Origin of the sequence: Nostoc sp. FACHB-280 (genome assembly GCF_014697615.1) — a bacterium.
Lineage (GTDB): Bacteria > Cyanobacteriota > Cyanobacteriia > Cyanobacteriales > Nostocaceae > Nostoc_B.
In genome coordinates this window covers 53,098-67,004 of sequence record NZ_JACJSD010000041.1, presented here as the reverse complement: position 1 = coordinate 67,004, position 13,907 = coordinate 53,098, and the positions used below count along the sequence as shown (strand labels likewise).

Below are 13,907 nucleotides of genomic sequence, written 5' to 3'. Positions count from 1 at the left end.
GGATGAGTGCAGTGGGCATTGTCGGTCTAGCACTTAACTTGCGGGCTTATGACTTCGTGTCCCAAGAATTGCGGGCAGCCGAAGACCCAGAATTTGAAACTTTCTATACCAAAAACATTTTGCTGAACGAGGGTATCCGCGCTTGGATGGCTCCTCAAGACCAGCCCCACGAACAATTTATATTCCCTGAAGAAGTGTTACCTCGTGGTAATGCTCTGTAAGATTGGAAGAAATTCATCACTATCTGACTTTTCATTTATCCTCCGCTCTTGGGCGGGGGATTTTTTTATGTTTAGCAAAGAAGGTGGTTTGTGGAGATTGGATGTAAGGGTGTGAGGGTCTAAGGGTGTTTAATTTTGCGTTAGTCCTGACATAAATTCTTTCTTCTTCAAACCACCCCTATCTTTCTGAAATTAATGTGTTATATTGATTCAAGGTAAAAGCCCAGAGTAATTACTCTGCCTTTTTGAAACTAAGTCCGCTTAGGCAACAAGGAGGTGATGCCCATGATAGAAAGTAGTAAACGCATGGGTCATCAGGTTGCAGTTAGCCGGCTGTGCGCCGGGGCTGTTCTCTAAAGTTAGCCTTAGTTACATTGAGAAACTAAGTTATCTCAATTAACTAGGTAAGCCTGGGAGTTCCTCCCGGCAGTCTGGTTGCAACCTGAAGACCCGCTAGACCGCTCTGACATTAGGTTAACTAACCTAAAATCAGAGCGGATAGTTTTTTATAGGTACTTTTTGTTGCATTGGTCAAATCAAGTATTTCAAACTTTGCTGACAAAAATATCAACTGGGATTTTTTGGTATGTCACAACTACTGACTGAAGCAGAAATTCGAGAACGTGCCAACAGTTTATCAGGTTGGACTGTTGAAGGTAATCAGTTACAGATCAGACGTACATTTAAAGATTTTGTGGCAGCAATTGAATTTGTGAACAAATTAGTCGAACCAGCAGAATTAGCTGGGCATCATCCAGACATAGAAATTTCCTATAACAAAGTCAAAGTGACGCTCACCACACATGATGCAGGTGGATTAACCCAAAAAGACTTTGACTTAGCATCTGTAATTTCTCAAATCAGTTAAAATCCTTTGTCCGGCGACATCTGGGGAAGGGAAATTGGGGAATAAGGGGTGCCGGGAAAATTGAAATACCCTAAACCTTACTCTTGCCTAGAAAAGACACAGGTTGGATTGTGACAGTTTAACAGGCGATCGCACATAGCTTGTCATCTGCTGCAAATGCTCTATAATAATAAGCTATAAAGGTATGTTTTTGTATAAGTTAATTACATCAATTTTTAACACTAAGTTAATCAGATGTTAGCTTTTCAAAAACTAAAATTGTAATAGTAGCACCATACCTCATTAACGGAATTCCAAAAAATATCGTATTTTTGAGAAGTAGTGCAACGAAACAATTCTCTATACAAGGTGTGAGGAGAAAAGTAAAAATGTCTAATCTCTTGTGGAAATCACTCGTGGTTAGCCCCGCAGTTTTAGGAGCAACCCTACTCGTTTCAGCAACAGCGATTGCAGCTCCTAATGCCAGCACAGAAGTTTCAACAACTGAACAACCAGTTGCAGTAGAAGTTGCCCAACCAGAGATTGTGGCTCAAGCAGCACCTACTAACAACGACAGCAAAGTTTTAGACCAAGTTAACCGTTACAGCAACGAAGGCAAAACCAACAATTCGTTGTCTCAAGTAACTTCAGTATCGCAATTCTCTGACGTACAACCCACCGACTGGGCATTCCAAGCATTACAGTCCTTGGTAGAACGTTACGGTTGTATTGCTGGTTATCCTAACGGTACTTACCGTGGTAATCGCGCTCTCACCCGTTATGAATTTGCGGCTGGTTTGAACGCTTGTTTAGACCGCGTTAACGAATTAATCGCTACAGCCACAGCTGACTTAGTAACTAAACAAGATTTAGCAACTTTACAGCGGTTACAAGAAGAATTTTCTGCTGAATTAGCAACCTTGCGTGGTCGCGTAGATGCTTTAGAAGCACGTACTGCTGAATTAGAAGCTAATCAATTTTCTACCACCACCAAGCTGGTTGGTGAAGCAATTTTCGCTGTTAGCGATGTATTTGGCAGCAACAGTGGCGAAAGAAACAACACTGTATTCCAAGACAGAGTACGTCTAGGCTTGCAAACCAGCTTCACCGGTAGAGATGTATTAACAACTCGTTTGACAGCTAGTAACGCAACTCCCTTCACTCTACAAAATAACGCTGGTACGGATATTAACAGCGCAGAGCCATTGCAAACCTACAACGTAGGTGGTACTGGTGGTAACAGCGTTGTAGTAGACAGATTGACTTACGAAGCGCCTGTTGGCCCAGTTCAAGTTTACTTAGCTGCTGCTGGTGGTAAACACAGCCACTACGCTGCTGTTAACAACCCCTACTTCTTTGACAAAACCGATGGTGGTAATGGTGCATTATCCACCTTCTCCTCCGAAAACCCAATTTACCGTATCGGTGGTGGCGCAGGTATCGCCTTCAACATACCTTTTGGCCAAGGCGGCAGCATTATCAAGCCAAGTTCTATTACCGTAGGTTACTTAGCCTCCGAAGCTGACAGCCCAACTTCTGGTCAAGGTTTGTTCAATGGTAACTATGCAGCTTTAGGACAATTGAACTTTGGTATTGGCGATCGCCTTGCAGTCGCTGCTACCTACGTCCACAGTTATAATGGCGCAGGTAGTGCTTTATTTGATAATGGTGAGCAAAATAACATCCCTACAGGAGTAGTAGGTACTAGTTTCGCTAATACACTTCCCAACGCATCTTCATCAAATTCCTACGGTTTGTCAGCAGCATTCAGACCTAGCGACAAACTATCTATCAGTGGTTTCATTTCTTACAGTGATGTCACTGGCTTTGGTGTAGGTGATGATAGAGAAGTTTGGAGCTACGGTGGTGGTATAGCACTGCCTGACTTTGGTAAGAAAGGTAACGTTCTAGGTATTTTTGGAGGCGTTCAACCTTATTCTATTGGCAGATTCTCAGTCTCACAGGGTAACAACGATCTGCCGTTCCAAGTTGAAGGTTTCTACAAATATCGCGTCTCTGACAACATTTCTATTACCCCTGGTGTAATCTGGTTGTCTTCTCCTGGTCAGAACGACAACAATGATGACGCATTCATCGGTACTCTCAGAACAACTTTCACATTCTAAGAAGTTGAAAATCTTGAGATAGCTTTCAAATAAATTTCACCCCGCCTTCAGGCGGGGTTTTTTATTGGTAATAAATTTTAGCTTTCTTCACTATCAAAATCAGCTACAATATCTCGAATTTCATTTGCACCAATATCTTCTCGGTCAGATTTGGCATAAATCGTGAGTAACAAAATACTTGTATGTGACTCAAGTTGATAAATTAAGCGATAGCCAGCACTTTTACCTTTTTGAATATTACTATTGCGAATTCTCACCTTGTAAACAACATACTCCTCACCAAGACCCCCAATTCTGTCTCCAACAATGTTTCCTTGTTGTAGTTCTTCAATAATTGGTTGCACATCAGAGCGAATATTGCGAAATCTCTTTGAGAGTCTGTAAAGTTGCTGCTCAAACTCATCTGAAAACCTAATTGAAACCGGATCATTACTCTGCATCAATCCTGTCCCATAGCTCACTAATTGGTCTAGTTTGACCCGTTTTAGCTTGCTGTAAGGCTCTCCTTAAGCTGGCTTTAATTTCCTCAACAGGTGTATCATCAGGATCAACTTCTGCTGCTGTTGGTTCTGGAACTAACACAATTACCCGCACTTGATGAGGATAAGTGATTTCCCGAATTGGCTGATCTAAGATTAAGTTGCCTTCAGAGTCAATTTTGCCAGTTACTTCGATCGCTTTCATTGCTATCCACCTCATTTGTTGGTGATCCTAACACGGGCAAATCCAAGCAGGGTAAGGGAATCGAAGTGTATTGTAACTTGAGTTAGGGAATAGGCAGCGATCGCAATAATCTGTCTACAATCGTTCTAGCATTACGTCCTCCCCTGGGAATCAGGCGATGACAGAGAACATAAGGCACTAAGAATTTTACATCATCGGGGATGGCATAATCACGCCCAGAAATAAATGCTAATGCTTGAGTTGCTTTTTGTAATGCGACAGTTCCGCGTGGACTAACACCCAAAGTAATTTCTTCATCATGTCGCGTTGCCCGTACTAATTCCAAAATATACTCTTGTAAAGAAGCTTCCACTCTGACTTGAGAACAGATTTGACGCAATTGTTGTAATTCTGCCAAGCTAATGCAAGGTTGTAACTCCGTCACATTTGACCTTTGTTGAAGATTTTGCAACATTTGTAATTCTTCTTGTGCCGAAGGATAACCCAAACTTAAAGACAGCATAAATCTATCCATTTGAGCTTCTGGTAATGGGAAAGTACCTTGATATTCAATGGGGTTTTGGGTAGCAATCACAAAAAACGGTTGGGGAACTGACCGAGAAACACCATCAATTGTGACTTGATTTTCTTCCATTACTTCCAATAAAGCTGATTGAGTACGAGGTGTAGCGCGGTTAATTTCATCAGCTAGAAGTACATTAGCAAAAACTGGCCCAGGCAGAAAGGTAAATTCACCAGTTTTAGGATTCCAAATATTCGTACCAGTAATATCTGTGGGAAGTAAATCAGGAGTGCATTGTAAGCGTTGAAATTTGCCATCTAACGAACGCGCCAAAGATTTAGCCAGCAGCGTTTTACCAACTCCAGGAACATCTTCTAATAGTGCATGACCACCACTTAATAAGGCGACTAAGACCAAGCGAATTGCCTCGGTTTTACCGACAATGGTCAGAGCGAGGTTTTGAGTTAAAGCTTCAATTTGTTCTCTCATGCACCACAGAATGATTGAGAAATTGGCGATTAGGAACTGGAATGGAGAATAACCTATGCTTCATTCCCCACTCCCTGATTTTCAGTATTCCCACTTCATCATCGGAAGTTAGCATTCTCCCGACAAAATTTTTTGAGCAATCTTACAGTCTTGGTGAATTTGGGTTTTCAAGGCTTCTAGAGACGCAAATTTTTGTTCTGGGCGTAAAAATTCGAGGAGTTCTACGGCCAATTGTTTGCCGTATAAATCCCCAGACCAATCAAATAAGTGTACTTCTACGGATGAATTTGTACCATTTACTGTGGGGCGATTACCAATATTCATCACTCCCAAAATCAATTGCGGAGTTTTAGCGGTGGTTTCATTCAAAATATATGCCTTGACAGCATAAACGCCATGACGTGGTAAAAATTTATCGCTGGGTATTTGAAGGTTAGCCGTAGGAAAACCAATGGTTCTACCGAGTTGTTGACCTTGAACCACAGTACCGAAGAGAGTGTAAGGTCGTCCAAGACATAGATTAGCGTTTTTAAGATCGCCGCTTTCCAGACATTGGCGAATTAGGGAAGTGCTAATTGGAGGTAGGCTAACAAATCCACTGTCTGACAAGTTATCTGTATGGGTTTGTAATGGAACAATAGTTACGGGAATATTATGCTTGGCCGCAAGTAATTGCAAATCTTTAGCATTACCTTGACGATGTTTGCCAAAACAAAAATCTTGACCAACACTAACTCTTTGACACTGCAATTGTTGGACGAGAATTTTATCGACAAACTCTTCTGGTGACAAAGCTGATAATTCCTTGTCGAAGGGTAAGAGTACTAGTTGTTCCACTCCTAGCGATCGCAATTGTTGAACTTTTTCATCCAGTGGTGTTAACCAAGTACGTGGTGTTCCCGTAAAAAATTCCTGTGGATGGGGACGAAAAGTCACAACTGTTGAGTATATGAGTTCTGGTGTTGGGGATTGATTGGTTTCCCCATCTTTGTTCGCTGCTGGCTGTAGAATCGGCTGAATTACCCTTTGATGGCCAAGATGTACGCCATCAAATTTGCCCAGCGCAACATTAGTTGGCCTGAGAACAGCTGTGGCTGAAGCAGCAACCCATACAGAACATCCATTTTGAGACAAATTTAGCACGTAGATTCTGGAATTTGAGGTTTATTTAGCCATGAATCGCAAGCAACCTGATGGAACACCAATGAGTAGAAGACAAGCTGTGTATGGATATAGAGGTGTAAGGTTGATGAACATCTCAACCCCTAAATTACCCAAGTTGTTGATTTTTCGTTTTTATACTATGCGTAGTTTTAACTTTAATAAACACACAACTTTGTCTCCGGTTTTCATAATGTCCTGGGGAGGTACATTCTTGCGCTTATAGCTCTTGATCACCAATCTAATCTAAAATCTACAATCGCTTGACAGGCAACTTTTACCCAGACAACTTATCTAACAGGAAAAGATTCTGATAATGGGACAGATGTAGAAACTTGCAGCACCATTCTTTCCCGCGCCATAATTGCGCCTGGAAATTGCTGCGCCGCTTCTTCCCCGACGGCATCCAAAAAATCATCATTATGAGCTGGATCATGGTGGAAGATGACCAAAGTTTTGACATTGGCGGCTTTGGCTATTTTCACCGCTTCTTGCCAAGTGGAGTGTCCCCAGCCAATTTTCGGCGATTTTGGCGAATAATATTCCTCATCGGTGTAAGTACAATCGTAGATGAGAATATCGGCATTGCGAGATAGCCACAGCACATTTTCATCCAATCTGTCCGGAAAATGCTCTGTATCGGTGATATATACAGCAGCACCACCGCGCCAGTTAACTCGATAGCCAACTGCTTCACCGGGATGATTGAGTGATGCCGTTTCTATGGTAATGTCATTAATGTGAATAGGTTGCCCTGGTTTGACATCGTGAAAATGCAAATTGGCTTGCATAATCTGTAATGGCACTGGGAAATTTGGGTGAAGCATCTGGTCATTGAGGCGTTGCTCAATGGTCGAACCATCAGGAGCGATCGCACCATAAATGTGAAAATTATTGCCTCTAACAAACCCTGGGACAAAAAAGGGAAACCCCTGCATGTGATCCCAGTGGGAATGCGTGAATAACAGATGAGCTTCTAAGGGCATTTGGCGCAGTAAAGATTGTCCTAAAACATGCAGCCCTGTACCACCATCGAAAATTAAGCGTTTGTCGCCCACTTGCATCTCAACGCAAGGGGTATTACCACCATAGCGGACAGTATGTGGCCCTGGACTGGGGATGCTGCCACGAACACCCCAAAATTGTACGGTAAATTGGTTCTCTATCCTAGACATGGGTGTTGCTTGCTGGACTGAGCGGGCGATCAAGAACAAGAATGTTACTTGTTTGGTTAAGTCTATGCTGTTTTACCACATTTGGTAGAGAATGTTTTTCTTGGTACAACAGCATACCTTGTTTGGGGTAGATTGTGTGAACGTCAAAGAAATCCTGCAAAAGAGTTACCTGAATATTTCCCACATTATATGTATCAGTAATATCAAAACGCTCCTACTTTATAACCTAAATTTTGCTGTGATGCCTTTAACTGATCCAAAAAAGACCAAGGGCAGAAAAAGTAAGGCTGTAGGCGGCAGGTTAAAATGCTCATCATAACTTTGCCAAATTGGTAGATAAATTTGATTATGTAGTTGCCTTTAGATGAAAAGTATATAAATTTACTTATCTAAAGGAATTTCCCAGTGGGATAATTTATCTAGTGCAGTGGGATAGGTGAGATTATATTGCAACGGCGTAATACTGATATAGTTTTGACGAATCACATGCACGTCAATAGGTATATTTGGCGGTAAATTTAACCCCATTGGGGGTTCGACATCTTCGAGAACTTCACCAGTTAACCAGTAGTAGGTTTTACCACGGGGGTCAATGCGCTTGTCAAACACATCAACATAGCGCCTGACTCCTTGTCTGGTAAAAGTGACTCCGGCAATTTCTTCCCACTTCACCGCAGGCACATTAACATTAAGTAACATTAAATCTGGTAAGGGTTTAGCGGCTAGTTGCTCAACTAAAGTTTTGGCAAACTTAGCAGCTGGTTGAAAGTCTTTGTAGAGATGACTAGTCAGGCTAAAAGCAATGCTGGGAATCCCTTCGATCACCCCTTCCATTGCGGCTGAAACAGTTCCAGAATAAAGAATTTCGGTTCCGAGATTGGCACCTTGGTTAATACCAGACAGTACCAAATCTGGAGGAGAATCTAATAAAGCCCATATTGCTAATTTGACACAATCTGAAGGCGTGCCATCACAAGCCCAAGCTTTGATACTGGGATGGAAAATTGATTCAACAATTTCCGCGCGAATTGGCTGGTGTAGAGTTAATCCATGTCCGGTGGCCGATCGCTCCCGATCTGGACAAACTACAGTTACATCATGGCCAGCTTCTGCCAAGCAGTTGGCTAGGGTACGCACACCCAAGGCAAAAATACCATCATCATTACTAATAAGTAATTTCATGGGTCATGTAATTTTAGATTCTGGATTTTAGATTTTAGATTGACTGCGCCCATTTTGGGGATACAGTTACGGGATTTTAGATTTGTTCTGCCCAAAAGAGTCTGGGGTATGAACTGAAAGAATCATCCAAAATCTAAAATTTGCAGGGTCAAGAGACCATAGTCAACAGTTAAAGCTAAATTGTCAATGGTTGACATCACAAATACCAAAGAAAAAATCCTCCCTGGCGCGATCGCTTATAAAATAAGGTTATTTGTCTTTTGTCATTAGTCATGAGTAAAGAGTTCTTACTATTGACCAATGACTAATGACCAACGACCAATGACTAATGACTATTAACTAATGACTAGCAATTTAGAGACTCAACTTTTAGCATTACAGCAGGAAGGAGAAAATGCGATCGCTGCTGCTGATACCCTAGAACGCCTGGAAGAACTCAGAGTCAATTATCTGGGGAAAAAAGGGCAATTAGGGGCATTGTTACGCAGCATGGGGCAGATGAGTGCAGAGGAACGTCCTAAAATTGGAGCGATCGCCAATACAGTAAAAGAGTCCCTGCAAACTAGTCTAGATAAACAACGTGCTGCTTTAGAAACCGCAAAAATTCAGGCGCAGCTAGAAGCAGAAACCCTAGATGTCACAATGCCAGGAATTTTCCGCCCCCAAGGTCGCATCCATCCCCTCAACGGCATTATTGACCGGGCATTGGATATTTTTGTCGGGATGGGTTACACCGTAGCCCAAGGGTCAGAAATGGAAACCGACTATTACAATTTTGAAGCCCTGAATACACCACCCGACCATCCCGCCCGTGATATGCAGGATACTTTTTACCTGCCAGATGGTAATTTACTGCGGACTCATACTTCCTCAGTCCAAATCCGTTATATGGAAAAAGAAGAACCACCAATTCGCGTGGTGGCACCAGGGCGAGTTTATCGGCGTGATAATGTAGACGCAACCCACTCAGCAGTTTTCCATCAGATCGAACTGTTAGCCATTGATGAGGGACTGACTTTTACAGACCTCAAAGGCACAGTCAAGATGTTTTTACAAGCGATGTTTGGTGACTTGCCCATCCGTTTTCGTGCCAGTTACTTCCCCTTTACTGAACCTTCGGCTGAAGTTGATTTGCAGTGGAATGGTCGCTGGCTAGAAGTGATGGGTTGCGGTATGGTTGACCCAAATGTGCTGAAATCTGTAGGCTATGACCCAGAAATTTATACTGGGTTTGCTGCTGGTTTTGGTGTAGAACGCTTTGCAATGGTGTTACATCAAATCGATGATATTCGCCGTTTGTATGCCAGTGATTTAAGATTTTTGCGGCAGTTTTAAACATCTACTGCAATCAAGGCAGCAAGAATAATGACTCAATCTTCTAGATTAGATCAAGTTCTAGACAGCATCGAAGAATTATCAATAGATGAACAAGAAATACTCATTGATCTGATCCGTCATCGATTAGCAGAACAACGACGTTCTGCTATTGCTGTGAATATCACGCAAGCACAAGCAGAGTACCAGTCTGGTAAAGTGTTTCGTGGCAATGTTAATCAAATCATGGATGAGTTAAACAAATGATGACTCTGGTTTTAGCATCATCGTTTAAACGAGCATTTAAGCGGTTGGTGCGACGACAACCAGAGTTGCAAGAGCGAATAGAAGAGCGTTTAACGCTTCTAGCATCTGACCCATTTGATCCACTGTTACAAACCCATAAGCTCAAAGGCAAATTGTCAGGAGCTTGGGCTTGTTCAGTGGATTACGATTGTCGTATTGTCTTTAACTTTGTGCAGAATCCCGAATCTGATCAAGAAGAAATTTTGCTCATCGATATTGGCTCTCATGATGAAGTCTATTAAACCAAAATAGGTGCATTCGTTAAAATACCTATATACCAATTACTGTTATGCGATATGACCTCAACCACGAGCAAAAAACTAACGCTTGAGGAATATTTAAAATATGAAGATCGCACTGATCACCAGTATGAACTAGTGGCTGGAGAACTAGTGAAAATGCCGCCTGAAAGCCCAAAAAATGTTCAGATAGCTCTGTTTTTACTAGTCAACTTTCTCAAGTTTGTTCCAGTCAATCGTGTGAGTAATAAAGCTGAAATTGTGATCAGTGGTTTTCGTGCAACTACTCGTGTGCCTGATTTAGTTGTGCTGACAGAAGAACTAGCAACAATTTTACAAGGTACAACTAGATCCACAATTACTTTAGATATGCCACCACCTGCATTGGTTGTTGAAGTTGTGTCTCCTGGTAAAGTGAATGAAGACCGAGACTATCGCTACAAACGTTCTGAGTATGCTGCGAGGGGAATTGCTGAATATTGGATTGTTGACCCGCAAGCTCATAAGATTACTGTACTCATATTAGTTGATGGGCTTTATGAAGAAACTATATTTGTAGAAAATGCAGTGATAGTTTCTAACGCTTTCGCACAATTAGAGCTAACCGCAGAGCAAGTACTTAATGCTGGGATTTGAGAGGTGCGCTTAACTAAGTAGGCAGTTAAAGTTTCAGGGTAAAATTTCGAGAATTATCCATATTTAAAATATATACTATGAGCCAATGGCTTTTTTACCACAAGATGCAATAATTGCAGAAGAAAAGCTAACTAAGTATCTGCTTGTACCGTTACCAAAAGACGATAAATCTAACTTTTTGGCTAAGGCTGGGTACACATTAGAAAATTGGCAACAACTGGAAAGGGATATCCGCACTCAAATTTTAACGCAACCTGCTGAAGAGATTGAAACAACTCGCTATGGTCAGAAGTATTTAATTCGTGCGTGTCTGCGAGGAATTAATGGCGTTGAAATCAACATAATAACTATTTGGATGATGACCAAAGATACAACAAAATTTGTTACCTTAGTGCCAGATACAGGAGCAAATTCATGAAGATACAGTACCCTCTATTCTCCCAAGTTGCCTTAGCGCAGGACTTACCGGAATACAACCTGAAGCGAGGTAATGTTGCCACAATTGTAGAACATTATCCTATGCCTGAAGGGGAAGAAGATGGGTATAGTCTGGAAGGATTTGATCTGCCCCATATAACTATAGAAGTATCAGCCTCTCAAATTATTCCTGTTGCTCAATTGCAGGAAGAAGAAATAATTTTAACTAAATTACGCAAGCTATCTGGAGCGAGACTGTTAGAATTACAAGACTATCTTGATTTTCTCTTACAAAAAGAAGATTCTGAGCATAAGAGTGCTTAGGAAATCTGATGTTAACGACAATTATCGCAATGTCCACAACGCCAATTAGTGGCATCTTGAGAAAAACCAAAGGAATTTAATAAAAACTGCCAACGACATTGTTTTGTTGTTAAATATAGCTGCATTTGTTTAACAGCTTGCAGTTGTGTGGCTGGCTGTTTCTGCACATTTGATTCAATTTTGTAATGGAAAGGATCAAGCCATTTTAATTGTCCGCTACTGTGAAGTAATGCTAATGCGACAGCAGCATCGGGAAATTGTCGCGTGACTGTATGAATATCGCCTTGCTTGGGTAATTTTTTGACTAATTGCTGTGCTGTTTGCAGCTGCGATCGCATTTTATCAGCAAAAAACTGTTGTCTTTGCTTATCGCCAGAATCTAACCATCCTGTAGGTTCACTCACCAGTGTCAATGCTTCGGCTGGTTTACCATCTCTTCCAGCACGGCCGATTTCCTGCACATATTCTGAGAGTAAATGTGGTGCGTGATAGTGGACAACCCATCTGACATCAGGCTTATTTATCCCCATCCCAAAAGCACAGGTACAAACCACAAACGGTATCTTACCACCTAACCAACTGGCTTCGACGGCGCGGCGTTCGACTGCACTTAACCCTGCGTGGTAACTGGCTGTCGGATAACCCATCTCGGCTAACCATGCTGCTAATTCTTCGCTATCGCGGCGGGTGCGAACATAAATTAAACCAGCTTGTGGCGATCGCTTTTGAATAAACTGGAGTAACTGTTGTTTTCTCCCCCGTGGTGTCCATGCGATGCGAACACTAGGATGCAAATTAGCACGGTAAGGATTCTGCCGAAAAATTTCCGGTTGCTCTAATTGTAAAACTGTTTGAATCACATTTTGCGCTAATGGATCAGCCGTCGCTGTAAAAGCAGCAATACTAATTTTCGTTCCTGGTGGTTTTGATTTGAGCAATGCCGGACGCACCGCCCCTAATCTGCGGTAAGCTGGTCGAAATGTATCTCCCCATTGCACCAAACAATGTGCTTCATCTAAAATCAAGCCATTGATTTGCAATTGTGGCTGAGATAATCTTTCCCAAACAGGTGGACTTAATAAAGTTTCTGGCGATAAATAAAGTAATCTTAGTTGTTGTTTTTCTAATGCTTGCAATGCTGCACGGCGTTGAGATGAAGCTAATTCACTATGCAAAAGTGCTGCACTCAGATGGCGTTGATGTAGTTCTTTTACTTGGTTTTCCATCAACGCTACCAAGGGAGAAATTACTAATGTTAATCCTGTTTGTAATAATGCTGGCAGTTGAAAACAAATAGATTTACCACCACCTGTTGGCATAATAATCAGAGCATCTTGCTGTGCTAACAAAGTTCTGATTATTTCTCCCTGTGGTGGACGAAAATCATCGTAACCCCAAATTTTTTGGAACGCTGCATGAACATCCTGCCAAGTGGTTTTTGTGGGTTGATTCATGCTGAGAAATAGTAGATGCGCCCTTGGTTTTCCACATTGAATATGAGGTTACTATGAATATAACTGCTGCTATTTAGCCTCAGCTTCAGTAATTTCCTCATAATTTTATGCCGCCAGCATTTAAAGTCGATTTTAGTTGTCCCGAACATGTTTGTATAACTGTGGAAATGTTCAGTCAGGAACAGCAATTGTTATTTTCTGCTTCTTATACACCTGAAAATTCCTCGTGTGAACTATTGGATGCACTCATAGCTCTTTTAAATGGTCAATATAAAGCAGTGGTTATGTGGAATACAGAACCAATTAGATATGAGTTTATCTTTGCCCAAAATGATAAACAGTTAACGTTGGATGTTGTCAAGCTTGTAAATTTACCAATTAACCAACAGCAAAATGAATTAGTGTTTAAAGTCAAGAGTTCTTGTATCTCTATGGTTTTAGCTTTTTGGCGTGCTTTACGTCATCTTGAAAGTTATGAAAATTTTGCACAGCACTGGGGAAGAAGTTTTCCTAAACGGGAAATGCGGTTATTAGAAAAATCAATTTTAGAGGTTAGATGAAGAGGCTAATCAAAAATTTTGATGTGCAGAAATTTTGGAATATTACCGTAATTATGAGGGCTACACTCATTTTTATATAAAAATATATTACGGTAATTTTACTGGATAAATAAAAAAAGCGTGCTATACTACTAAGCAGGATTACATAAAATAAAAAACCTGCAAGAGCAGGCTAAAAGATATATCGACGCTAAAGAAAACATAGCGATATTTTTCCATGTTGAGATTAGAGTAGTTGGGTAAGAGAATCTACTCTGAGAAATTTAGGAT

The 13,907-nt window shown here is 41.3% G+C and carries 16 protein-coding genes and 1 pseudogene; 10 read left to right on the top strand and 7 right to left on the bottom strand.

What is annotated here, in order from left to right:
• The 3 genes and pseudogenes from H6G75_RS24820 to H6G75_RS24810 all read left to right on the top strand — a co-directional run.
• Positions 1–221, top strand: a pseudogene (locus H6G75_RS24820) (photosystem II D2 protein (photosystem q(a) protein)); the annotation flags it as partial.
• A gap of 586 nt (positions 222–807) precedes the next feature.
• Positions 808–1,089: a 4a-hydroxytetrahydrobiopterin dehydratase gene (locus tag H6G75_RS24815; protein WP_190982597.1), complete on the top strand. Its 282-nt coding sequence runs from the start codon at positions 808–810 to the stop codon at positions 1,087–1,089.
• 368 nt (positions 1,090–1,457) lie between these two features.
• Positions 1,458–3,194, top strand: coding sequence for an iron uptake porin (locus H6G75_RS24810; RefSeq protein ID WP_190982596.1), 1,737 nt, complete (start codon positions 1,458–1,460; stop codon positions 3,192–3,194).
• A 77-nt stretch (positions 3,195–3,271) separates the two neighbouring features.
• On the opposite strand, the gene H6G75_RS24805 is transcribed toward H6G75_RS24810, so the two are convergent.
• The 6 genes from H6G75_RS24805 to surE all read right to left on the bottom strand — a co-directional run bounded on the left by H6G75_RS24805 (position 3,272) and on the right by surE (position 8,387).
• A complete protein-coding gene (locus H6G75_RS24805) occupies positions 3,272–3,634 on the bottom strand; it encodes a type II toxin-antitoxin system RelE/ParE family toxin (RefSeq protein ID WP_190982595.1) in 363 nt (120 codons plus the stop codon).
• Positions 3,624–3,878, bottom strand: coding sequence for a hypothetical protein (locus tag H6G75_RS24800; RefSeq protein ID WP_190982600.1), 255 nt, complete (start codon positions 3,876–3,878; stop codon positions 3,624–3,626). Before H6G75_RS24800 ends, H6G75_RS24805 begins: the two co-directional genes overlap by 11 nt.
• Before the next feature lie 82 nt (positions 3,879–3,960).
• The gene (locus tag H6G75_RS24795; RefSeq protein ID WP_190982594.1) at positions 3,961–4,869 is read right to left on the bottom strand and encodes a MoxR family ATPase; all 909 of its coding nucleotides are present in this window, start codon (positions 4,867–4,869) and stop codon (positions 3,961–3,963) included.
• A gap of 108 nt (positions 4,870–4,977) precedes the next feature.
• Positions 4,978–6,012, bottom strand: a complete 1,035-nt coding sequence (locus H6G75_RS24790; protein WP_190982593.1) for a bifunctional riboflavin kinase/FAD synthetase — start codon at positions 6,010–6,012, stop codon at positions 4,978–4,980.
• A 308-nt stretch (positions 6,013–6,320) separates the two neighbouring features.
• Positions 6,321–7,205 (bottom strand): MBL fold metallo-hydrolase, encoded by an 885-nt coding sequence (locus H6G75_RS24785; protein ID WP_190982592.1) that lies wholly within the window; start codon positions 7,203–7,205, stop codon positions 6,321–6,323.
• Between the two features lie 381 nt (positions 7,206–7,586).
• Positions 7,587–8,387 carry a 5'/3'-nucleotidase SurE gene (gene surE, locus H6G75_RS24780; RefSeq protein ID WP_190982591.1) on the bottom strand — a complete coding sequence of 267 codons (801 nt, stop codon included), beginning with the start codon at positions 8,385–8,387 and terminating at the stop codon, positions 7,587–7,589.
• 342 nt (positions 8,388–8,729) lie between these two features.
• On the opposite strand from surE, the gene pheS reads away from it, so the two are divergent.
• The 6 genes from pheS to H6G75_RS24750 all read left to right on the top strand — a co-directional run bounded on the left by pheS (position 8,730) and on the right by H6G75_RS24750 (position 11,623).
• Positions 8,730–9,722: a phenylalanine--tRNA ligase subunit alpha gene (gene pheS, locus H6G75_RS24775; protein ID WP_190594095.1), complete on the top strand. Its 993-nt coding sequence runs from the start codon at positions 8,730–8,732 to the stop codon at positions 9,720–9,722.
• Between the two features lie 30 nt (positions 9,723–9,752).
• A complete protein-coding gene (locus tag H6G75_RS24770) occupies positions 9,753–9,968 on the top strand; it encodes a hypothetical protein (protein ID WP_190970209.1) in 216 nt (71 codons plus the stop codon).
• On the top strand, positions 9,965–10,249 hold the full coding sequence (locus H6G75_RS24765) for a type II toxin-antitoxin system mRNA interferase toxin, RelE/StbE family (protein WP_190594099.1): 285 nt from the start codon (positions 9,965–9,967) through the stop codon (positions 10,247–10,249). The genes H6G75_RS24770 and H6G75_RS24765 overlap by 4 nt, the downstream gene beginning before the upstream one ends.
• Positions 10,250–10,303: 54 nt before the next feature.
• Positions 10,304–10,882, top strand: a complete 579-nt coding sequence (locus H6G75_RS24760) for a Uma2 family endonuclease (protein ID WP_190982590.1) — start codon at positions 10,304–10,306, stop codon at positions 10,880–10,882.
• Between the two features lie 85 nt (positions 10,883–10,967).
• Complete coding sequence (locus H6G75_RS24755) at positions 10,968–11,300, top strand: DUF6883 domain-containing protein (protein ID WP_190982589.1); 333 nt, start codon at positions 10,968–10,970, stop codon at positions 11,298–11,300.
• Positions 11,297–11,623, top strand: a complete 327-nt coding sequence (locus tag H6G75_RS24750; RefSeq protein ID WP_190982588.1) for a DUF4926 domain-containing protein — start codon at positions 11,297–11,299, stop codon at positions 11,621–11,623. The genes H6G75_RS24755 and H6G75_RS24750 overlap by 4 nt, the downstream gene beginning before the upstream one ends.
• Before the next feature lie 11 nt (positions 11,624–11,634).
• On the opposite strand, the gene H6G75_RS24745 is transcribed toward H6G75_RS24750, so the two are convergent.
• Entirely contained in the window at positions 11,635–13,077 is a 1,443-nt protein-coding gene (locus H6G75_RS24745) for an ATP-dependent DNA helicase RecQ (RefSeq protein ID WP_190982587.1), read from the bottom strand.
• Positions 13,078–13,184: 107 nt separating this feature from the next.
• Here H6G75_RS24745 and H6G75_RS24740 point away from each other — a divergent pair, with 107 nt between their 5' ends.
• A complete protein-coding gene (locus H6G75_RS24740) occupies positions 13,185–13,637 on the top strand; it encodes a hypothetical protein (protein WP_190982586.1) in 453 nt (150 codons plus the stop codon).
• Positions 13,638–13,907 lie beyond the last annotated feature (270 nt).